This is a genomic window from Phormidium sp. FACHB-592 (genome assembly GCF_014695795.1).
Lineage (GTDB): Bacteria > Cyanobacteriota > Cyanobacteriia > Leptolyngbyales > Leptolyngbyaceae > Stenomitos.
On the sequence record NZ_JACJOZ010000023.1, the window covers coordinates 62,931 to 84,564 of the forward strand.

General features: G+C 49.3%; 20 protein-coding genes and 1 tRNA gene. 8 read left to right on the plus strand and 13 right to left on the minus strand.

Annotated elements, in window-relative coordinates:
- The first annotated feature begins 312 nt into the window (after positions 1-312).
- A complete protein-coding gene (locus H6F86_RS31465) occupies positions 313-1,623 on the plus strand; it encodes a FecR family protein (RefSeq protein WP_206756005.1) in 1,311 nt (436 codons plus the stop codon).
- 54 nt (positions 1,624-1,677) lie between these two features.
- Here H6F86_RS31465 and pdxH read toward each other — a convergent pair whose 3' ends face one another.
- The 7 genes from pdxH to H6F86_RS04855 form a co-directional block, all read right to left on the minus strand.
- On the minus strand, positions 1,678-2,319 hold the full coding sequence (pdxH, locus tag H6F86_RS04825) for a pyridoxamine 5'-phosphate oxidase (RefSeq protein WP_190446971.1): 642 nt from the start codon (positions 2,317-2,319) through the stop codon (positions 1,678-1,680).
- 86 nt (positions 2,320-2,405) lie between these two features.
- On the minus strand, positions 2,406-3,614 hold the full coding sequence (bioF, locus tag H6F86_RS04830) for an 8-amino-7-oxononanoate synthase (protein ID WP_190446972.1): 1,209 nt from the start codon (positions 3,612-3,614) through the stop codon (positions 2,406-2,408).
- A 12-nt stretch (positions 3,615-3,626) separates the two neighbouring features.
- Positions 3,627-4,001 (minus strand): DUF1823 family protein, encoded by a 375-nt coding sequence (locus H6F86_RS04835; protein WP_190446973.1) that lies wholly within the window; start codon positions 3,999-4,001, stop codon positions 3,627-3,629.
- A gap of 335 nt (positions 4,002-4,336) precedes the next feature.
- Entirely contained in the window at positions 4,337-4,840 is a 504-nt protein-coding gene (locus tag H6F86_RS04840; RefSeq protein ID WP_190446974.1) for a hypothetical protein, read from the minus strand.
- A gap of 371 nt (positions 4,841-5,211) precedes the next feature.
- On the minus strand, positions 5,212-6,153 hold the full coding sequence (locus tag H6F86_RS04845; protein WP_190446975.1) for a DUF1350 family protein: 942 nt from the start codon (positions 6,151-6,153) through the stop codon (positions 5,212-5,214).
- Between the two features lie 83 nt (positions 6,154-6,236).
- Positions 6,237-7,067 carry a hypothetical protein gene (locus tag H6F86_RS04850; RefSeq protein WP_190446976.1) on the minus strand — a complete coding sequence of 277 codons (831 nt, stop codon included), beginning with the start codon at positions 7,065-7,067 and terminating at the stop codon, positions 6,237-6,239.
- A 688-nt stretch (positions 7,068-7,755) separates the two neighbouring features.
- Positions 7,756-8,181: a zinc-ribbon domain containing protein gene (locus H6F86_RS04855; RefSeq protein ID WP_190446977.1), complete on the minus strand. Its 426-nt coding sequence runs from the start codon at positions 8,179-8,181 to the stop codon at positions 7,756-7,758.
- A 236-nt stretch (positions 8,182-8,417) separates the two neighbouring features.
- Between H6F86_RS04855 and H6F86_RS04860 the strand changes: the two genes are divergently transcribed.
- Genes H6F86_RS04860 through H6F86_RS04870 form a run of 3 tightly spaced genes read left to right on the plus strand, consistent with a single transcriptional unit; the run spans position 8,418 to position 11,269 of the window.
- Positions 8,418-10,358, plus strand: a complete 1,941-nt coding sequence (locus tag H6F86_RS04860) for a CHASE3 domain-containing protein (protein WP_199305068.1) — start codon at positions 8,418-8,420, stop codon at positions 10,356-10,358.
- Positions 10,355-10,810, plus strand: a complete 456-nt coding sequence (locus H6F86_RS04865; RefSeq protein WP_190446978.1) for a response regulator — start codon at positions 10,355-10,357, stop codon at positions 10,808-10,810. Before H6F86_RS04860 ends, H6F86_RS04865 begins: the two co-directional genes overlap by 4 nt.
- Positions 10,811-10,840: 30 nt before the next feature.
- Positions 10,841-11,269, plus strand: a complete 429-nt coding sequence (locus H6F86_RS04870) for a response regulator (protein WP_190446979.1) — start codon at positions 10,841-10,843, stop codon at positions 11,267-11,269.
- A 21-nt stretch (positions 11,270-11,290) separates the two neighbouring features.
- Here H6F86_RS04870 and H6F86_RS04875 read toward each other — a convergent pair.
- Positions 11,291-11,372 (minus strand) — tRNA-Leu (locus H6F86_RS04875).
- A 286-nt stretch (positions 11,373-11,658) separates the two neighbouring features.
- Here H6F86_RS04875 and ahcY point away from each other — a divergent pair.
- Positions 11,659-12,945 (plus strand): adenosylhomocysteinase, encoded by a 1,287-nt coding sequence (gene ahcY, locus H6F86_RS04880; protein WP_190446980.1) that lies wholly within the window; start codon positions 11,659-11,661, stop codon positions 12,943-12,945.
- A gap of 219 nt (positions 12,946-13,164) precedes the next feature.
- On the opposite strand, the gene H6F86_RS04885 is transcribed toward ahcY, so the two are convergent.
- On the minus strand, positions 13,165-13,833 hold the full coding sequence (locus H6F86_RS04885; RefSeq protein WP_190446981.1) for an FHA domain-containing protein: 669 nt from the start codon (positions 13,831-13,833) through the stop codon (positions 13,165-13,167).
- A gap of 396 nt (positions 13,834-14,229) precedes the next feature.
- On the opposite strand from H6F86_RS04885, the gene H6F86_RS04890 reads away from it, so the two are divergent.
- Complete coding sequence (locus H6F86_RS04890) at positions 14,230-14,832, plus strand: hypothetical protein (protein WP_190446982.1); 603 nt, start codon at positions 14,230-14,232, stop codon at positions 14,830-14,832.
- 525 nt (positions 14,833-15,357) lie between these two features.
- On the opposite strand, the gene H6F86_RS04895 is transcribed toward H6F86_RS04890, so the two are convergent.
- Complete coding sequence (locus tag H6F86_RS04895) at positions 15,358-16,449, minus strand: glycosyltransferase family 4 protein (protein WP_190446983.1); 1,092 nt, start codon at positions 16,447-16,449, stop codon at positions 15,358-15,360.
- The gene (locus tag H6F86_RS04900) at positions 16,446-17,561 is read right to left on the minus strand and encodes a DMT family transporter (protein WP_190446984.1); all 1,116 of its coding nucleotides are present in this window, start codon (positions 17,559-17,561) and stop codon (positions 16,446-16,448) included. The genes H6F86_RS04895 and H6F86_RS04900 overlap by 4 nt, the downstream gene beginning before the upstream one ends.
- A 520-nt stretch (positions 17,562-18,081) precedes the next feature.
- Between H6F86_RS04900 and sppA the strand changes: the two genes are divergently transcribed.
- Positions 18,082-18,921, plus strand: a complete 840-nt coding sequence (gene sppA, locus H6F86_RS04905; RefSeq protein WP_190446985.1) for a signal peptide peptidase SppA — start codon at positions 18,082-18,084, stop codon at positions 18,919-18,921.
- A gap of 203 nt (positions 18,922-19,124) precedes the next feature.
- Positions 19,125-19,529: a chorismate mutase gene (gene aroH / locus H6F86_RS04910; protein ID WP_190447065.1), complete on the plus strand. Its 405-nt coding sequence runs from the start codon at positions 19,125-19,127 to the stop codon at positions 19,527-19,529.
- A 159-nt stretch (positions 19,530-19,688) separates the two neighbouring features.
- Here the strand turns inward: aroH and H6F86_RS04915 are convergent, their stop codons facing one another.
- Both H6F86_RS04915 and crtR read right to left on the minus strand, forming a co-directional pair.
- The gene (locus tag H6F86_RS04915) at positions 19,689-20,069 is read right to left on the minus strand and encodes a phage holin family protein (RefSeq protein ID WP_190446986.1); all 381 of its coding nucleotides are present in this window, start codon (positions 20,067-20,069) and stop codon (positions 19,689-19,691) included.
- A 179-nt stretch (positions 20,070-20,248) separates the two neighbouring features.
- Positions 20,249-21,211 carry a beta-carotene hydroxylase gene (crtR, locus tag H6F86_RS04920; RefSeq protein WP_190446987.1) on the minus strand — a complete coding sequence of 321 codons (963 nt, stop codon included), beginning with the start codon at positions 21,209-21,211 and terminating at the stop codon, positions 20,249-20,251.
- Positions 21,212-21,634 lie beyond the last annotated feature (423 nt).

Below are 21,634 nucleotides of genomic sequence, written 5' to 3' on the forward strand. Positions count from 1 at the left end.
TGTAAAACTTACTGTCTGAGCACGAAGCCCTAAATCTCCCTCGTACAAAGACTTAGGGCTACCTGTTGAGGGAGCTGATTGGTTGTTATAGCAAGTTACTTGAATCATTACTACACTGCGATTGCCTTTACCGTAAGAAAAGCAGGACGTTAGAGCGTTAGCCCGAATGTGAGGTTATGAAAAAGACTTGTTGAAGATATGACCTATATAACCCATCACTAGACTACGATCGAAAGCCTATAGGGTTGCTAGCACTACAGTCAGCTTCATCAGTCAACTCAAAGTTAATGCCTTCTTAGCGGGTTGGAACTCATGGTTAAAAGATCTATGTTTAGCCATTTTGCGCCATGCATAGCCCTTAGCATTTGGGGTGCAGCAGTGTTGCTGCCATCCGTGGCACACGCCGAAGTGCCGCTTAATCGCGCAGTCATTGCTTCATTGCGCAATAAGGTAGAGCTACTGTTAAAAAATCAAGCACGGCGATCGGCAAAAGTTCGCGATACGTTGGTTCCTGGTGATGCGCTTTCGACCGCTCGTGCTGCACTTGCAGAACTTCGCTTCAATGATGGCTCTTTAGCAAGGATCGGTGGGCAAGCGCTGTTTCGTTTTCTGCCAAAGACTCGCACCTTTAACCTCTCGAACGGGACGTTGCTACTCTTAGTGCCGCCGGGTCGTGGGCAAACTCGTATTCAAACACCCAATGCCGCCGCTGGCATTCGTGGGTCGGCGCTGTTTGTGCGCTACCTTCCCGATACAGACGTAACCCTGATTGGGGCACTCACCGACAGTGGCATTGAAATTACCAACCGCGATCGCACTCAAACGCAACCGCTAGAAGCAGGGCAGATTGCAGTTGTCGTTAAGGATCGAATTGAGCAGGTTTATCGCTTTGACCTAAAGACGTTCTATGACAGTAGCGACTTGGTAAACGGGCTGGATTTGCAGCGCTCTGCACCTAGCAATGGTACTGGCACACTAGTTGATCAGGCGATCGCGGCAGTCCGTACAGAAACCTCTGAGGCTGTAAAAACACAAGCCAGTCTTGGAATTTTTAACGGAGCAACAGCAGCAGATGGGCAACCGCTAGCTCCCAACGCCAATGCCTCCCAGGGAAACCAAACAACGTCTATCAGACCTTTAGATCAGCTAACTGCACCTGCTAGCCCGAGCGCCTTGCCAAACAATTACTTATTCGTATCCCCAACATTTGCCTTACCAACTGCCTTTCCCCCAACAGTAGCGATTCCAACACCGCCTAACTCAGCAGCAGGGACGGCTCCAATTCCAGGGTCAGTTGGTACTGGCACAGTGCCAACCGGCAACATACCAGGACAAGGCGGTCCACCACCAGGGCAAGTCGGCAATACACCGGGGCAAGGCGGCGGTCCACCACCAGGGCAGGTCGGCAATACACCGGGGCAAGGCGGCGGTCCACCACCAGGGCAGGTCGGCAATACACCAGGACAAGCAGGCGACACACCAGGACGCGGTTTACCTCCAGGGCAGGCAGGTACGACGCCAGGGCAGTCAGGCAATACACCAGGACAAGGTGGTGGTTTACCTCCAGGGCAGGCAGGTACGACGCCAGGGCAGTCAGGCAATACACCAGGACAAGCACGGTAGGCTTAAGCACCCTGAGCAGCAGGTTTCTTTAGCAAAAAATATATTGAAAAGCCCTCAAGGTGCCAGTCGTTCCAGGTGCCAATTGCCTTCTTCCAAACGGTAGCGGAGACGATCGTGCAAACGGCTGGTGCGTCCCTGCCAAAACTCGATTTGATGAGGAATGACTCGATAGCCACCCCAATGCGGCGGACGGGGAACTGTTTCATCGGCATAAGTCGCCTTCAACTCAGCAAACCGTTTTTCCAGCACCTCGCGATCGCGAATCACACGGCTCTGCTCAGAAGCCCAGGCACCCAATCGGCTGGCTAAAGGTCGGCTTTGAAAATAGGCATCTGTTTCTGCTGCTGTCACCTTTTCTACCTGTCCTTCAATCCGCACCTGGCGCTCCAGCACTGTCCATAAGAAAACTAGCGCTGCCTGTGGATTGTCCGCCAGTTCCCGCCCTTTGCGGCTTTCGTAGTTGGTGTAAAAGGCAAAGCCACGCGCATCTAAGCCTTTGAGCAGCACAATACGAGCAGAAGGAATGCCATCACGAGTAGCGGTCGCAAGGGTCATGGCGTTTGGCTCTGGTAACTCGGCGGCGATCGCCTGATCCAACCAGCGTTGAAATTGCTGGATGGGATCAGGGTCAACATCTGCCTCGTTCAGCGCTTGCAATGTGTAATTTTGACGAAGGTCAGCAATAGATTGAGTCATTGGCTTGAACAGCGATGCAACAAAGCGTTGAGGACGGCACTGGCGATTCTAGCAAGATCAGAGCAGTCAGCGATAAGTAGGGTTGGCTATCCGTCCCATCGTACCTGCATTGCCTGGCTTAGAGCCGTCGTGAACTGCTGTAAATGCTTACACTCATGGGTAGCCATGAGCGTGAGACGCAGACGGCTGGTCGGCACAGTCGGTGGGCGGATAGCGGGTGCAAAGATGCCTGCTTGCCGCAGCAAGGTTCCGAGGTGCAGCACGATCGCTGGACTGCCAACTTGCAAACATAAAATGGGTGATTCAGACGGTAGAAGTGTGATTGCTGTATCAGTCGTGGCTGTAAGTTGTTGACTCAATGGCTGGAGCGCCTGCTTGAGCTGCGTTACGTTTTGCCAGAGCTGGGCACGGCGATCGGGGTCTTGCTGGACAATCGTTACGGCTGCCAGTGCGGCGGCGGTATCGGCTGGAGACAGCCCTGTAGTGTAAATGAAGCCAGCCGCACGGTTCCGCAAGTAGTCGATCAACGTGGCTGAACCAGCGACATAACCGCCCAAACTACCCAGCGCTTTGCTAAGGGTGCCGACCTGCACGATCGCCCGACCCGTACACCCAAAATGCTCGACACAGCCCGCGCCCGTTGTGCCCAATACACCTGTAGCGTGGGCTTCATCCACCAACAGCATGGCATCAAACGTTTCTGCTAATGCCAAAAGCTCTGGTAATGGGCACAGGTCGCCATCCATACTAAACACGCTGTCAGTCAGCAACAGACAACGACGGTGACGTTCGCGATGTTGCTCCAACAACTGCTGTAGTTGAACAACATCACAGTGGGCATAGTTCAGCACAGTGGCACCGCTGAGAACAGCACCCTGCTTGAGGCTGGAATGATTGTACTGGTCTGACAGGATCAGATCGCGTTTGCCTACTAGTGCGCTTACGGTTCCCAGATTCGCCAGGTAGCCAGAGCTAAAAACCAGGGCGGCTTCGGTTTGCTTGAGACTGGCGATCGCCTGTTCCAACTGCTCATGCAGTGCTCGCTGCCCACTGACTAGACGAGAACCAGTGCTACCTGTGCCGTACGCTTGCGTGGCAGCGAGCGCGGCTTGTATCAGACGATCGTCCCCTGCCAAGCCCAGATAGTCATTACTGCCAAAGTTAAGTACAGGTTGCCCTGCTATCTGCACAACTGCGCCAGAACGCCCCTCGATCGCCTGCACAGAGCGATACCAGTCCGCTCGATGAATCGTCGTGAGAGCAGACTCAAGCCAGGCATACGGATTGGCAGTCATGACCACGTAAGGTTAAGCATCAATACCCGTTTGGTGCATATAGCTGAGCAGCCAGTTGGCGATCGTCGCCCGTCTCGTCTTCCGTGGCACCAACTCATTCACCTTGTAGCCCTGAAACCCCAGCTTGTCCTTCAGCAGTTGCTTGTTTTCAGCAGGAATCGATCGTGTTAGCTTCACCGTTGGCGGACGGTTCTCAATAAAGTCTGGCGGTTCAGGATACGCTTCTTGCCAATCAGGCGCAACAGCAGTGGTGTCCCAGCGAGCGCTTGCATCATCCCGACGATAGCCCAAATAATGCCACACCAATTGATTCACCGTCGCGTCATCCAGCGTGTCGTGAAGGATCGCCCAAAGGGTTTCGGTAGTTAGGGGTGGAAGGTTAGGCATTTGTATAGTTGGTAGTCAGCGATCAGTTTAGAGGCGAAGGCGATCGCCCAGACCTTCAAAAGCTCCACTGGTAACGCAATGATTTTGACATGATTGTTTGCTGCAATCTATCGGCTAAATCTGAGATGGATAAACTTCATCACGATAGGCAAAACTATCCTTGTTTAGCAAGACTGTCAAAGTGCTATCAACTTACGCCTTGCTACGACTTAGCATCCTCCCAGTTTAGGCTTAAGGAGTAAATCGCTGCCAAGACTGCGCTGGGTTATGCAGTGTTCTACTTAATTAGACAAGAATAACAATTACTCTCTGGCACATATCGGTTACTCAAAACTTTAAAGAATCTTTTGACGACCAAATTGCTTTATTAGAACAACAAGCATCACAATACAGGAGAAAAATGTTAATAAACTGCCTACTCCAATAATCCCTTCATTACCATTAGCCGTCAGAAGTGTATGTAAGAAAAAACTAGAATGCAAAAAACCATATGCTGCTAGCCCAATAGGAATGATGGCAGGGGCATCCCATAGGTCTAATTCTTTTAGCCAGCATACTGTTGCAGCTCCTATCGCTGATAGAGGAACCAGCCAGTTTGGTAACTCCAGTTTCCAAAAAGAAAGCCTGCCGTTCCAACCTGTAATAGCTGTAACCACTTGAAAGTCCAACATTCCAGAACTTGCACCAATTCCATTGTTTCGCGATAAATCTGTAAAAACTTGCAGAAGCGAACCTGAAACTTTCCCCCACAGCATATAACTAGCAAAGAAGATAAACGTAGCTGCAACTGACACAATAATTACATATCGCGATTTAGCAAGTTTAGGACGGGATGTCATATATTTCCTAATATCTTTCTCATACAAATTTTATCTCAATTAGACAGTTTTCCATTTGCTTTACCGATGGCTCGCCGGACAAAGAAAGTGCTGGAAAGTTTCGAGGCGTCAAACTGAACACCAGGAGCCTTGCCCTTGTACGGGTCGTCATTAGGCCGATCGACGTTATTGCTGCCCTGGAAACTTGCCTATCTCTAACTAAGCGCTGGCAGCTCAGTCACGTAGCATCAGACTAAATAGATAATCTTGAAGCTTGAGGTGCTATGTGTCATTTAAGCGCGATCGCTCACCCCTAAACAAGCTGCCCGTAGTAGAGCAGCAAAGTTTTGGGACAGTTTCCAGCCCAGCATTTAACTGCCCCTTCCACGCCTTCACGCCTTCACCTTCACCCTTCCACTCAACGCCCTACTACGTTCCTCCAACGTCTTAAGAATATCCAACGTTACCGGCTCAAGATCCCGTAGCCATAGGGGTTTAATGAACTTGTCTAGAGGATTGAGATCAACAATCCATTGACTAATTCGCACCCCGATCGGCTCCAGATGTTTTCCAACTAGTTCAGTCTGTATCAAGTGCTGACATTCTAAGTGCTTGACCAACCACAGCACATCACTGGTTGCCTCGTCTTGATCGTTAATACTGCCCGCGATAGTGTCGTGATCAAACGAAATGAGACCAGTCAGGTTAAAGAGGCGGCTGCGATCGATCAGGCATAAGGTCTGCTGACGATCGGGCAACACTCCCAAGCCCAGACGATCCAATAGCTTTGCCAAAGGTTTGATCGGAATGGCGCTTTTAGTGTCACTGATATCAGGAGCCAGTAGCAGCGATCGCTGATTGCGAATGGCGCTCCGGCTACCAAGGCGATTGTTGATTTGCTGTCTTTGTACCTGCGCTTGCCGAGGCGAGGTGCAGGCTTGCAGATTGGCTTGCCACTGGTCGCCGCTTAACAGTTCCAGCAAGGCAATATATTTACAACCCAGGCTGTGTCCAATCCAGGTGTAGTTTTCGGGATGCTGATATATGTCAGTCTCATAGCCCGATCGCGCTGCCAGAGCAATAATTTCTGGTTGAAGACGCTGCTGTTCGTCCAGCAGTGATAGCGCTACTGACCAGTGCCGAAAGGTAAACCGAAACGGCAAGGCAACGATCGTGTAACCTGCCTCAAACAATTGGCTCAGGAAATAGCGATAAAACAGCGTAGGAAAAGAGCCAAAGAAAGCGCCGCCGATGAACTGAATGACACCTTTGGGCTTGGGATGTAAGGCAACCCAGCTAAACAAAAGTGGTTGAAAGCGAAAAGAGGGCTGCATAAGTTTTCTTCTAGAGAATGGGGGCACAGAGATTGAATAGCAATGTCTATGACCCCGTTGACCGTAGCGCGATCAGTTTGAAGCTACTTCCGGCTGACTTGAATGGGAATTTCTAGCTTGGACAGCAGATCGCTGAAACTCTGGAGGTTTTCAGGGCTGAAATCTAATTGAGCCATCAAGCCAACCAATGACTGTGCTTGCTCTAGCGGTGTGCCTTCAATAAATTGAGGGGGAACCTCAGTCGTCATTTCTGCCAGCACATCCGTCAGAATGGGACCGATGAGGATCGGGCGACTTGGCTCTGGTGCAACTTCATTAAGTGCTTTGCCAGACGCGATCGCCAACGCATAGTTGATCTGGTCAAAGTCCCCAGTCAGGGTGGCGGGATAGTTGTTAGGCAAAAACGTGCCACGAATCTCTGGGTTGAGCAGCACTTTGGCAGGCGTAGCACTCTGAGACACAAAGCCTTCCCTAATATTCTTGAACAGAGCAGGTAGGGTCAGTTTGACATAACCACGAATTTCCAAATCGGGGTTTGGGTCAGATAACAGACCCAAAGACAACTTGGGCAAAAGCTGTACCGAGGCAGTTTGTCCTGCTGGTAAGCGGAAGAAACCGCTAAAGCTAGTAGCCGTCACGCCACCAGAAAGGGCGATCGATGTGTTAGCTCCAGCAATATCAACCAGCAAATCAGCATTATTGAACAACGTGCGATCGGGGTCAGCCGGATTAGGTTTGCTGATGACAAATTCCAATCGAAACGTGAGATCTTTGGTTTCTAAATTGCTAATAGTGAGGAAGTAACCTTGCACAGCACGTCGAGCAACAGCCGTAATAGCACCACTGCCAGGAACGGTAGCAGGAAAACGTGGTGCGATCGGTTTTACTAACAGTTCAAACGTTGAAAGTTCCATATTTTGCAATCTCCGAGTGTGGGGTTTGACTCCAGGCTCAATGCCTTTACAAATCAATTCTGGCTGAAATAATCTGAAAGTCTGCTACCCGTCGGGGTGATTTCTGCGAACAAAAATAAACTTAGAAGATACTTTGACACTGCTTTTCATCAGCTTCCCACACAAAGCCAAAAGTCAAGCAGAGAAGCGTTTTCACTCTGTTTGGCATAATCGTTCATCTTGATTAAGGCTGTTAAAGCTCTAATTCTTCGTAATAGTAACTGTCTTAATCTTTTTCAGATATTTCCAATTCATCTATTGCTTGATTCCATCTTTTATAGCAAAAGAAGAAGCAAGCTTTTCCTTGATTTTTCAATAAAAAAATTTATAATTGCTCCGGCTTCTATTAAGAAATATCAGCCAGCTAAAAGTCTTTTATATTTAATTCAACTTGCTCACTTTTCCAAGCCCATTTAATCAGACTGATATGCTTTTTGATTGGTGAATGGGGAGCAAAGTCTGGTGATCAAACTGTTGCAAATGCTAGTTCTAGCTGTTGCACGATCAAACTAAATTCTTTCTCTAAAAGCAGCTTCAGTAATTACACTCAGTTGCTTAACCAGTTCTACACTGCACAGAGATAAAATTCCGGGATGCTCTTGAAGAGTTGGTTAGCCAAAGCGGGCTGATATCCTGAGGGTTAGATCTTTCACTCCTGACAGTCTGACTCAGGATTAGGCATTATACCTTTTTTACGGGCAAGTCCTTCCAGATGAAGCCGACGTGCTGTCTGACGACGCTCTCGTTCTTGTACCCGGCAGGGTCGGCACCGAATGGCTGTTGTCCATACGCCGCCTTTAGCGACTTCGTACCACCATTTTTGTTGGCTTGCTGTCCAAATCGCCCTCACGCCACAGTCTTGGCACACGAATGGGCGATCGAGGTAATAGCCACGTTGAACAAAGTCTGGTGCACCATAGCTGTTATCTGGAGCAAGGGCAGCTCCATCAACTAAGACTCCACCCAGTGCTACTTCCAATTTTGCTTGTTCAGCCACTTGTTGAGCAACTGTTTGGGCTGCTGCTTTCTTTCGTCTGGCTTTAATTTCTTGACGACGCTGCTTACCGCTTTTCATGAACGGTCTTCCATCACACTCGACGTTTGGTAGCACCAATTCTAAGCGAAGTGAGCAACTGTCTCCTCAATGAATCATCTAGCTTACGCCTGTTTCCTACTGCTGAGGATAGCGTTACAAACGCATACTTACGATCAAATGCTAAAGCGCCCTGGCGATCCAGCGATCCAATGCATTGAGTAGATTACTGTCTTTTTCAGTAGGGTTCGATTGAGCTGAATCAGTAAGATGACAGTATGTCGAGTACTCTGACGCCCCAACTATCATTCAGACGTCGCCTCATCCGCACGATCGCGCTGCCAGTCTCGCTCATGCTGTTCTTGGCAGGCGTATCTATTTGGCAGATCAGTCGTCTTCTATTCGTGATGCGGTGGGTTGAGCATACCGATCAGGTCATTGCTCAAGCAAACCGCGTGGAAAGACTATTTTCGGAGGTAGAGTCTGGGCTGCGAGGCTATTTACTCACGGGGGAAGCCGAACTGCTTGAGCCGTATAAACAAGCAGAGGTACTGGTAGAACCTTCATTCAAGAACCTAGTCGATCTGGTTTCAGACAACCCGTCCCAGGGTCAGCGTTTAATTCAGGTTGAAACGCAATATCAACAGTGGAGCAGCTATATTCCTTCGTTGATCGCTGGCAAACAAAATAACGTAGCGCAACCACGAGCAGTCTTAAAGAAGCGCAATCAGGTCATGGTTGCAATTCGGCAAGAGATGAGCCAGTTTATTCAAACAGAGGAGCAACTGCGAACGACCCGCTCTGCAATGGTGCAACGTACGACCCAAACGGTGATTGGCAGTAGTCTTGTGCTGGCTGGTGTACTTGGAGCCATACTTGCCTATTTTATCTGGCGTCAAATTCACTCAGTTTCTCGTCTTTACGAAGACGCCTTGAAGGTAGCTCATGAACAAACTCAATCGGTACAACGATCGGCTGAGCGCCTCAAAATTCTGCATGAGATTGACCAGGCAATTTTAGCCGCGCAATCGGTTGAGTTGTTAGCCCATGAAACGCTATCCAAGCTGAAAGGCATTTCTGCCTACAAAGAAGGGGCAGTTATTCTGCTCAAGTCTAGTTCTGACCTCAACGAAACCCAGGTTTTAGCGGAGGATGTTGATCAAGAATTAGCTGGCATGATCGTACTCATGACCGAGCAAGAGGCACTAAACTCGCTTGAATGCAGTGACTCTCTCTGCTACGTCCAAGACATCTCTACCCTGCCTCATCGTTCATCGGCTCTAGAAGCATTATTAGCCAAGGGTTATCACAGTCTCCTAACGGTGCCTCTGCGCGTAGAAGGGAACTCGATCGGTGATCTTCATTGGTTTGCTACCCCAGTAGATGCTTTCGATGCTCAGAAGCAGGAAGTCTTCCGTGAAGTAGCGGCTCAGTTAGCGATCGCAATTCAACAGTCGAGGTTGCGATCGCAACTGCAACAATATGCAGCTGAATTGGAGCAGCGAGTGGCAGAACGTACTATGCGTTTGCAAGCAGCCAATGACGAGTTAGAAGCGTTCTCTTACACAGTGGCTCATGATCTGAGAGCACCGCTGAGAGGCGTTGAAGGCTATGCGTCAGCGCTGATTGAAGATTATGGAGCGCAATTAGATGAAGTCGCGCAAGATTACATTCATCAGGTCATTGCAAGCATTCACCGTATGAATAACCTTGTCCAAGACTTGCTGGCGTATAGTCACCTGAGTCGGGAAGAGATTGAGCTTGTCCCCGTTTCTTTGACACAGGTGATAGCAGAGGCTCAAGCGCAACTAGAGTCAGCCTTAAAAGAACGACGAGCTGAAATCACTGTAGCCGAACCCTTACCTAAAGTGCTGGGACATCACTCTACCCTCGTGCAAGTCGTTGTTAACTTGCTGTCTAACGCCGCTAAATTTACAACCATGGCAAGTAAGCCACAAATTTACATCTGGGCTGAAGCAAAGCAGAACCAGGTGCGTCTTTGGGTCGAAGACAACGGCATTGGCATTGAACCACAGTATCAACAGCAGATCTTTGGAGTTTTCGAGCGGTTACACGCTAGAGATGCTTACCCTGGTACTGGCATTGGTCTAGCCATTGTTCGTAAAGGTGTAGAACGTCTAGGTGGGCGATCGGGCGTAGAATCCACGTTTGGTAAAGGAAGCCACTTCTGGGTGGAGTTACAAGGAGTGAAGCCGTGAATAGCCTGCACAGTTCTACAATTTTGCTTGTAGAAGACGATCCAGCGGATGTCTTTAGAATTCAGCGAGCCTTCCGCAAAGCGGACATTACTAACCCGATGCAGGTGGTAGACGATGGCGAAAAAGCTATTTATTACTTAAGCGGGCAAGCAGCCTATCACAATCGGGATTGCTATCCGTTACCAGTGCTTGTCTTACTTGACCTTAAACTCCCCCGACGCTCCGGCTTCGATGTCCTTAACTGGCTGAGAAACGAGTCTGATACAAAACTCCTGCCTGTAGTGGTTTTGACCTCGTCTGAGCAACAAAGTGATATTGATCAAGCCTATGCCGCAGGAGCCAACTCTTACTTAGCCAAGCCGCCGAGTCCAACTGAATTACTAGAAATGGCGCGAGCTATTGGTCTTTATTGGCTTCTTTTTAATCGTTTACCAAAAGCCAGGCTCAGCTAAGACAGTTTGAATTTCTAGAGAAAAATCAAGATGACGCAACTACAAGCACGACAGCAGCAGACAGTTTTGGTCATAGAAGATGAGGCATCCGATCGTTTCCCCCTAGAAAGAGCCTTCCACCAACTGGGTCCAGAATTTTCGCTTCAAGTGGTTGAAACAGGACAAGCAGCGGTTGCCTACCTTGAGGGAAAGGCACCTTATAGCGATCGCTCTCAATTTCCCTTACCCGCCTTGATTGTGCTTGACCTGCGGTTGCCAGGTATGTCGGGTTTAGATCTACTTAAATGGATACGCGAGCAATCCCAGTTCAAAGACTTGCCGATTATTACCTTAACCGCTTACGGCAACCGTGACCTACCCCGCGCCTATGAGCTAGGCATTAATTTTTACCTGCTCAAACCCGCCGAAGCTGATTCGTTAGCAGAAATCTTGCAAGCAATTGGCTTATATCAGAGATAAGCCCTCTATGTTTTTGAGCTATGCGGATGAAAGGACTTGAACCTTCACTTCTTACGAAACTAGAACCTAAATCTAGCGCGTCTACCAATTCCGCCACATCCGCTTATCTAGCCAGACTATCATACCAAAGCCTTGTCACACGATCGCTCACTATTTGTGAGTTCTTAGAATGAAGCGAGGCATAGGGAGTCGATCGCGCTTGCTCAGGCATCATTGCTCACGAATTGATGAAATTCGGATCATCGCTTAAGGTTAGAGTGGTACTTCTCTAAAAATTTCTGCAACGTCTTTCGATCGCCGCCGCAAGTTGCTGTACTGTGCGATCGCTTCAGAAAAAACGTGACGAAACGACTCAGTTCAGCCGTATTCAATCTCAAGGAAATTCATTTATGACCGCTACCCCTGTTCGCCCAACAGAGCAAAAACATGAAGTTAAAGATTTGTCCCTCGCCCCTTTAGGACGGCAGCGGATTGAATGGGCAGGACGAGAAATGCCAGTGCTGCGGCAAATTCAAGAACGGTTTGAAAAAGAAAAGCCTTTGGCGGGTATTCGGCTGGTCGCTTGCTGCCACATCACTACTGAAACAGCACACCTAGCGATCGCCCTCAAAAGCGGCGGTGCTGATGCCGTCTTAATTGCTAGCAACCCGCTCTCGACTCAAGATGATGTCGCGGCAAGTTTGGTAGCAGACTACGGTATTCCTGTGTTTGCCCAACGTGGCGAAGATAGCGAGACTTACCTGCGCCACGTGCAAATTGCCCTGGATCACCGACCCAATATCATCGTGGATGATGGTTGTGATGTCGTGGCAACAATGGTGCAAGAACGTCAGCAGCAGTTGTCTGAATTGATCGGCACAACCGAAGAAACGACTACTGGGATTGTGCGTCTCCGTGCCATGTTCAACGCTGGCGTGCTCACCTTTCCAGCCGTCAACGTCAACGATGCCGATACCAAGCATTTCTTCGATAACCGCTACGGCACCGGACAATCTACCCTGGACGGCATCATCCGGGCAACGAACATTCTTTTAGCAGGAAAGACGATCGTCGTAGCAGGTTACGGCTGGTGCGGTAAGGGTACCGCCCTACGTGCACGCGGTATGGGTGGCAACGTCATTGTGACTGAGATTGACCCAGTACGGGCGATCGAAGCAGTCATGGATGGCTTCCGCGTGGTGCCGATGGCAGAAGCTGCAAAATATGGCGACATCTTCATTACCGTGACGGGCAACAAGCACGTCATTCGGGGTGAGCACTTTGAGTCAATGAAAGATGGCGCGATCGTCTGCAACTCTGGTCACTTCGACATTGAAATTGACCTTAAGGCATTAGGCGCACAGGCAACGGATGTTAAAGACGTGCGCAACTTTACGCAAGAATATCGCCTCAAGAGCGGCAAATCAGTTGTTGTGTTAGGTGAAGGTCGCCTGATCAATTTGGCTGCTGCCGAAGGGCACCCTAGCGCTGTAATGGATATGAGCTTTGCTAACCAGGCGCTGGCTTGCGAATATCTCGTAACCAACAAAGGCAAACTGGAACCAGGCATTCACTCAATTCCGGTCGAAGCAGATAAGGAAATCGCTCGCTTAAAGCTACAAGCAATGGGCGTTGCGATCGATTCCCTCACTCCAGAGCAAGTAGAATACGCCAACTCCTGGACATCGGGTACCTAATCGCAACAAAAGCGAACGCGGAAGAAGTCTTATAGCCTGACGAAGGCAAACATCAATCTCCTGCTTCAGCCTTCTGAGGCAGGATTTTTTAAGGCGGCAGTGGGCGCCAGGGAGGGAGAGGCGTAAAGACAGTGGATCTCTGAGCTTAAAAGTTTAAGTTCAGAGTTGTCAGCGCGGTGTGAATTCAGTTCTGACTGCTGACCGCTGATTGCTCAATCGCTATTGCCGCGTCTTAAACAACACTTCAGGATCTTCAAGTTCAGCATAGTCAACAAACGAGCCTGCGTGGGGTTCAGCCGTATTAAAGCGAGCGAGTACTTCGGGATGAATTGCAGTAAGGGCACGCGATCGATGGCTAACGTAGAAGGTGAAGTTAATACTGCCAACGCGAATGCGATCGCCATCCTTCAATATATGACGCTGCTGAAGCCGCTCACCATTCACAAAAGAGCCGTTCATACTATTCAGGTCAATCAACTGAAAGCCCACATCCTGAATATATAAAATTACTGCATGACGACGAGACATCGCACGATCTTTCAGGGGAATTGCAGCTTCGCGGTTACGCCCGATCGTCCAAACCATCTGTGGTTGAGCCAACGTTTGAGATTCATCAGGCAAATTGGTAATAATAAACGCCTGCTTTCCCTGCACCACACCCTGGATGTATTTCTGCGGTTCAGAAAGTGTTTCAGTTGGAACTGCCTCGGGCTGGCTGACTGGCAAATCCATCATCAGAGTGGCAGCTTTAGCAAACGAAGCCTCATCACCCTCGGCAAACACATCAGCATATTCCGCCTGAGTCACTGAAGGAGAAACCTGAGCTGCTATGGAGTGCGAGTCAGCTTGCTGCTTTTGCGGTTCAAATGAGCTAAGTTTCGGGTTCATGCGTGCTTTTTAAACGGTGAGTGACGACGGTTAAGTTTCGCTAGTGTTCCCTAGAGACCAGATTACCCTAACGAAATCTTGCTTTACAGTGGACAGAAGTTGAACTGTCACGAGTAAACCCAGCCTCGATTGCTCTAGCTTGATTGCGTTCACATTAACAAAACAGCACTCCCATAATTATGGGTTTCGCGCCCCCACACTAGAAGCCTTGCCTGCTATAGACTTACGCCCTTTCAATTAAATCAACTATCCCCTTCATCCTTTTCACCTTTCACTCTTCACCAACCACAGCTTCCCCTCGGGACTTTCTGCAACTCCCCGTACAACTGTTCTTATCAGCGATTCATGCGTATGCTTAGTAAAAGGCTCTAAGTTGTTGCTAAAGAACCGCTCACTATGCGTCTAGGCAAAGTTGTTAAATCAAACTCGCACTGCGACTACATTGTGGAATTGGACGATGAACGGAGTCGAGCCAATTCACCGACACCAGATGACTATGGCTTTGGTTGTTTTGTGCGGCTTAATGACAGCGATCGCCATTGGGCTGTCGGACTCGTCTATAACACTCAGTTATTTAACCCAATGTTTTTAAACATGGGTCCCCGGCTATCAAGCGAACCTGATCCAGTGTTTGCACCCGATTTAATCAGCGAAACCCGGACGTTATTATGGACGGTGCTGATCGGTACACTCGAAGCAGAAAACGGCATTTCCTACGGTTTACACGGCATTCCTAGAGTGGTTGTGCCAATCAACACGCCTGTCGAAACGATGACGGAGGATGAGATTCATCGCTTTCATCGCAATCGAGAGGGGCAATCTCAGTTTTGCTATTACAGCCATTTACTACGTTGCGGCGGCACATTTGCGGCTCAACTCACGCGACAGGTATTGCTTGAGCTGATCGACAGCCACCTCTTTAAGGGAGAGGAGCAGCGAGCGCTGAATATTCTCTGCAAAGAGTTATCGTGGAAGGAAACGATGGGTGCAATGCGATAGGCACTATGGCAAATTGAGGGTCAGAACCCTCTTGCGTTAAAGCTTGGAGTCTGTAAACTACTCACTACAGTCATGCTTGCTATCCATGCAATCGAGGGAAAGATGAAGTCAAATAAAAACCGACAGCCTTCGTAAGAAACCTGTCGGTCAGTCGTGTGTTCCCTGTTGATGACTCGGCTAAAGTTGAGTCTCTTAAAGTATCTTCTTCTAACCTTGCAGCAGAGGCGATCGAGATCAGTGATTAGCGTGATCTTCGTCACACAATAAAGTACCGTACAAAAAAACCGACAGCTCTCGAAAGAGACCGTCGGTCAGTCGTGTGTTCCCTGTTGATGACTCGGCTAAAGTTGAGTCCTTTAGAGTATGTCTTCAGAGCTAGGTAGTTAACGCGATCGAGATCATTCGTGTGAGTGATTTTGATCACATCGATCTACCCAGCAAACTGCCTAAGCGCTTAACTGGAGCCTTTAGCTGGTAGTACTTGGCTTTAAGTAACGGTGCCATCGAGTACATCAAGAGCTTCCATCACGTTCTAGCTTGGGTCAGCAGGGCAGCAAACCATTGCTCTAGTCGATCGCCCATTGCAGTGAGGGAATACTCAGCCTCTGCTTGCTGTCGGCAGAGACGGCGATCAATTAAGTCGATTTGAGCGATCGCTTCAACTAAACCTGCAACGCTGTCGGGTTCTACCAGCCATCCTGTCTTGCCATCCTGAACAATTTCTGTAGGACCACCACGACGGTAAGCAATAACGGGTACACCACAGGCAAGCGCTTCGATCGCCACGTTGCCAAACGCTTCTACCCAGCGCGGTGTCATGATCAGTGCCCGACACTTGCCTAGTGCTTTTTGAAGTGCAGCGGTTGGCAAAAAGCCCTCATATGTAATGGGTGCCGTTGGGTATTGCTGCTGAATCTGCTGCCAGTAGGTAGGGTCTTGCATTGCGCCCCAGATTCTGAGCGGCGTTTGCGTCACTTGAGCGGCTGCAACGGCATCCTCCAACCCTTTTTCTGGTGCAAGGCGACCCACCCAAGCAAGGCTCTGTTCTGGTGCAGAGCAAAATTCGTAGAGCGACAGGTCAAACCCGTTGCCCAGCACGTGGCATCGATCGCCAAACGAGAAGGTGTCTGCCTGTGCCCGACTGTGAACACCAATGCTACCGGGAAACTGCACGATCGTCTGCTCGATGATGCCATCCATTGCGTCGGTCAGCGAACCCATACTAACTAAGTGGGCGATCGGGCAATCAAAAAATGGTGTCAGATAAAAGGGTAGCCAATCGTAGGCAAAATTTACCACCAAATCGTACTGATCTTGTACCTGCCGTGCATAGTCCCACATTCTTGCCAGTACAGCGTTGGCAGGCATTATAATCGCGGCATCACGACCTTCACTTTGGGCAGTTGTTTGCAGCGCACCCGCAATTCCGACCACCGAAAAAGGCGCACAGACTGAGCCAGTCGGAGCCACAATGACGATCGTGTGCTGTCGCTCGCTCAATGCCTGAGCCATATTATGCAACGTCAGCTCGACACCGCCACCCAGACCCGAGCCAAGTGCCCCGACCGATGTAGAGAGGAACAGTACACGCAACGGGCGATCCAACGGGGGTATCATTCTGGTTTGGTCACTTGCACCGTCTCTGTCGTCTGCACAGCTATTTTTGCCAAGTTGCCTGTTGTCAGCTCCAAAGAAGCCGCGTCTGCTTGATCAAACGTAGCAGCAGCAGGAAGGGGCGAACGACGGAATTTTGCTGCCAAAACGTCCCGCTGATTGATGAGGTAAATGCTAACGAGCGTGAGACTCACTCCAAACCATTGCAGCGAAGTCAGCATTTCTGACAAAAAAAGGTTACCAAACAGCAGCGCAAAGATGGGTGTCAAAAACGTCAGCGAACTGAGGCTAGTAAGGCTGCCGCTAGAGGCAAAGTAAAAAAAGAGCCCATAGGCGATCGCGCTACCAAAGACGGTGGAGTAACCCATTGCCACCCAGCTTGACAGATCTAGGTGTACCCACTGCTCAACTTCAATCTGAGACGACAGCGCAAACAAAGGCAAACCGCCCAAAATCATATGCCAGCCTGTTGCTGTAATAGGGTCAGCATGGCGACTGACGTAGCGCATCAGCACTGTGCCCAGAGCCATTGACAACGCTGCTAACAGCATCAGCCATTGACCATTTTGGAACAGGTCGTGAATCAAATTCTCACCAAGCTGTAACCCATCAGGTAGCGATCGCTGCTGCCAAAGACCCACTAACCAAGCCTCTGGCAAGCCTAGCAAACTAATGCCGACGACACCTAACAACAACCCTAACCAACCCCAAAGCCCAATCCGTTCACCAAAGAGCCATAACGCTAGGAGCGCTACTGCCAGCGGTTGTGAATCAATCATGACTGAACCTAAGCCGGCACCAGTTCTGACCAGCCCTTCTGCCAAAAAGCCTTGAAATAAGGTGCCGTCAACCAGTGCGAAGAGGGCAATCCAAAGCCATGCCGCCCAGCCTTTAGGTTGCGGTCTGCCCATAAGCATACCGGTGCCTAACACCATGGCACCCGCTGGCACCAAACGCACCCCCGCCATGAAGAGTGGCGTTGTATTGGGAATGACGCCCTTCATCGCCACCATTGCCGTACCCCAAAAGAAAAAGGGCGCGATCAATAAGAGTGGTGTTATGAAGGACGCTCCAAACGAGGATTTTTGTGGTGATGGGGTTGGCGTTGAATCCATAGGTCAGCAAGGCGTACCGTAAGTATTGCAGGAGCGAATCGCTCAGAACGTATCCTTTTGGACGCGCGATCGCTCATGTTATACAGCGATCGCGCAGCTTTTCAGTAATTGTAGCTAAACTTGTAGTTATGTTAAGTAAATTAGAGCGTGATTTAATGCTTACTGCGGCAACGTTGTTTCACTAGCTCTCTAAGGCTGAAGCTATACCAACCAGAGTAAGAGTTGGCAGCTTCTTTGCCCAGTGGTTGATTACCCATTCATTAGTTTAAAGTCTGAGAATAAGGCACACTAAAGGTTAAGTGCTAGTTAAGTGTCATGTGTCGATGCCGCTGTTCTGCATCTGGCGATGGCGATCGCAGCTACACAATGTCAAGCTATAGTCACTCTCTTAGCAGCGCAAACTGCTTCCAATGTTGGTTTTCAGCTTTTAAGCTCCGGCTATGCTCCCAGATGTAGGCTATAGCTCCAAAGCAAAGGCTGACCGCTCAACGACATCGAAACTAATCTGCACGAACTCATTATGATCTGGCCCTTTAAGCCCCGCTTTCAAAAACAAATTGCTCGCATTGAAATTAATGGCGCGATCGCGGGTGCAACCCGAAAGCGCGTTTTAGAAGCACTCAAGACCGTTGAAGAGCGACGGTTTCCTGCCCTACTGCTGCGAATTGACAGCCCTGGCGGTACTGTCGGCGATTCGCAGGAAATTTACGAAGCGCTGAAGAAACTGCAACGCAAAACCAAAATTGTGGCGAGCTTTGGCAACATCTCAGCATCGGGCGGCGTTTACATCGGTATGGGTGCTGAATATATTGTGGCAAACCCTGGCACGATCACAGGCAGTATTGGGGTGATTTTGCGGGGCAATAACCTGGAACGACTGCTAGAAAAGGTTGGTGTCTCCTTCAAAGTTGTGAAGTCGGGTCCCTATAAGGACATTCTCGCGTTTGATCGCGAAATCACTGAATCTGAAAAAACAATTTTGCAAGAGCTGATTGATGTCAGCTACCAGCAGTTTGTCCAAACAGTAGCGGATGGGCGCAAATTAGCTGCAGAAACAGTACGAAGCTTCGCGGATGGGCGTGTGTTCACAGGACAGCAAGCGTTGGCACTTGGATTGGTCGATCGGCTGGGTACTGAAGAGGATGCCCGTTGTTGGGCAGCAGAACTTGTAGGGCTAGATCCTGAGAAGACTCGTTGTTTCACGCTAGAAGAGCGTAAACCGCTACTCAATCGCTTATTTTCGCGGGACGCCAGTAGCGTTGGTCAGCTTGCTGCAATACCAGGATTATCAGTTGGCATGGAATGGTTAGAGTTTGAATTGGCAACGAGTGGTCTACCGCTTTGGTTGTATCGCCCTTGAGTGCACTTTAAGCAGATGCTTTCGTATCTGCAGCAGTTCTTTATTTCGATCGCTGTTCCTGCTGGCGCTGTGAAATCTTGACCAAAGCATTGGCAGCCACAATAAAGATCAGCCATGATTGAACTCAGGTTCTTGCAGAGCCAGGGAAGCATTATTCAGTTCTGGATATGATTAAAACCTTAGTTGAGTGCGGAGGATTAAGCGTGGGTTGGAAAGTGCGAGCAGTGCGCGGGGCAACAACCGTCTCGGAAAATTCCATTGAGGCAATTCGAGAAGCAGTGCATGAACTGCTAGATGAGTTGGAGAACCATAATCAACTCGATCCTAATGAAATTGTGAGTGCCACTTTTTCGGCTACCCGCGATCTGGATGCCACATTTCCAGCTTCGATCGCTCGCGAACGACCACATTGGTCAAATGTTCCTTTGCTAGATGTACAGCAAATGCACGTCGAAGGAAGCATGGAGCGTTGTATCCGCTTCTTGATCCATTTCAATACGCCCAACCCAGACCTGGAGATCTACCATCCGTATCTGCGTCATGCTAGAAGTTTGCGCCCTGATTGGACGATCGCTCAGGCTAATTTGATTGCAAAATCGACTTTGTAGATTCAGTTTAAAACTTGTACGCCTGCTTGCTGCGGAATGCTCTCAAGCGAGCGATAAAAAGGGACATCACAGTTGATTATGATGCCCCTTTTTGCTGACTCCAAATTTTAACAACACGCTTTAGCGCTCTCTATCGTAAGCGCCAAACGTTGTCAGATATTAAACCTCAGGCTTTGCTTCTGGCAGTACGCCAACGTTACGTTCAGCAAAGTAGCGGTTCAAGAATGTGCTAGCTAGAGACAGCACAACTGGACCAAGAATGAATGCAAGCAACCCATCAACTCTAAAGCCAGATACCAGCACTGATGCGAGCCAGAAGCAAAGACCGTTTACGACTAGAGAAAAAGTGCCTAGCGTGAGGAAGTTAAGTGGCAGAGACAGGGTGGATAGAACGGGCTTCACAAACGCGTTCACTAGCCCGATTGAAACGGCTGCAATCAACGCTGCTGGAAAGGTAGCAAGATCAACGCCAGGGACAGCTAGATCGACTACAAGCAGACTGAGTGCTGTAGCCAACACGGTTAAGAGACTTCCAACCATAGTTTTTTCCTCAAATTGACTCAAGATTTAGAGTTCTTGTTATGCCCCTATTATTGAGGAAACGCCCGGTCGAAGGTCTCTCTACCTGGATAGATTTTGTAGCACGATCGCCATCGCTCTACAGAAGTAACTAATCTGTAAAGCAGGATAGCGATATTTGCGGTTTCTGAATAGCGCTTTTATAGGTTAGAGGCAGCCTCCGCTTCCGGTTGAACGGTCTGTAAAACGACAACATTTTCGTTGGGCAAGCTTACTACAGGCGGTTGTGTTTTATGGAAGCGGATACCTACAGCAACGTCGTAAAGAAACCCAAAAAAGTCCTTCGGCGTTTGGCAGATGCCGAGCGATTGGTGCGAACCTTTGGCATCTAGCAGCGGCTTCGTTGCAAAGTAGGCAGTTTGATAGTGGTACCAGGGAACAGAGGGCCAAAGGTGATGGACTAAGTGGTAGTTCTGCCCCATGATTAGCAGGTTGAGCGCTTTATTTGGGTAGACCCTTGCGTTCTTCCAGCGATCGCGCTCATCAAAGGGGCGATGCGGCAAGTAGTCAAAGAACAGCCCTAACGCCAGTCCCACTAGGGCAAGCGGCACAAACCAATAGTTAAACACGTAGTCTGTAAAGCCAAACCGGAACGACGACCAAACGATCGTCCCTAAGATTAACCGAGCCACGAGCCACTCCCACAGCTCATACTTCCGCCATAGCTTGCGCTGGAAGAAGTAGAACTCGTGGTACATAAAGCGGGCGTTAATAATCCACAACGGTCCAGCCGTAGACACAACATGATCCGGATCGTTATGAGGATCATTCACATGAGCGTGATGCTTCATATGTACCCGTGTAAACACTGGAAACGAAAAGCAGAGCATCAGCGCGCTAACGTGACCCAAGACAGCGTTGAGTGTTTTGTTTCGGTGTGCAACGTTATGGCAAGCATCATGAATCACTGTGCCAACCATGTGCAGTGCCACAAAATTGAGCAAGAAACTGCACCAGTGAGACCAGTGCCAACAAAAGTAACCCAGAGTAGATACCGCTGCCAGCACTACTGATACCAGAAACATCAGCAGGGTTGGATTGAAATTGCTAGGGGGACCCAGCAACTCCTTAGGCACCGTCAGGGGCTTCACTGCCTCCGACATTTACAGTTCTGCTCCTTCTAATCACCAAGGCGTAGTATACGATACCTGACGATTGGAAATAAAGTTTTGTGAAAGAAACTCAGTTGTTTGAGTCAGCTACCTGTGTACGTGAGGCAGCAGCACAAGTCATAGACCTTACCTAACGATCGCGCCAACTCTCTCCTCACCACTTCTCACCAAGCGTTTGTGCAGGCGATCGCGCTAAGTATGATAGTGCCTCTTTAGCCCTCATTAGCATCAGTTTTCAGCTTTAAAGCCCGCATAGGCTAACGCCTAAAGACTAACGAACAAACCTTTTTACCTTGTCTATACAAAGAAATGTTGATAAAGCGTTCAACATTCCTGATTGCAGGAACTTTAAGTGATGCGGATAAGTCGTTCGAGACAGTAATAGCTGTGCCTAAGTTACAAAGCCGCCTGCCC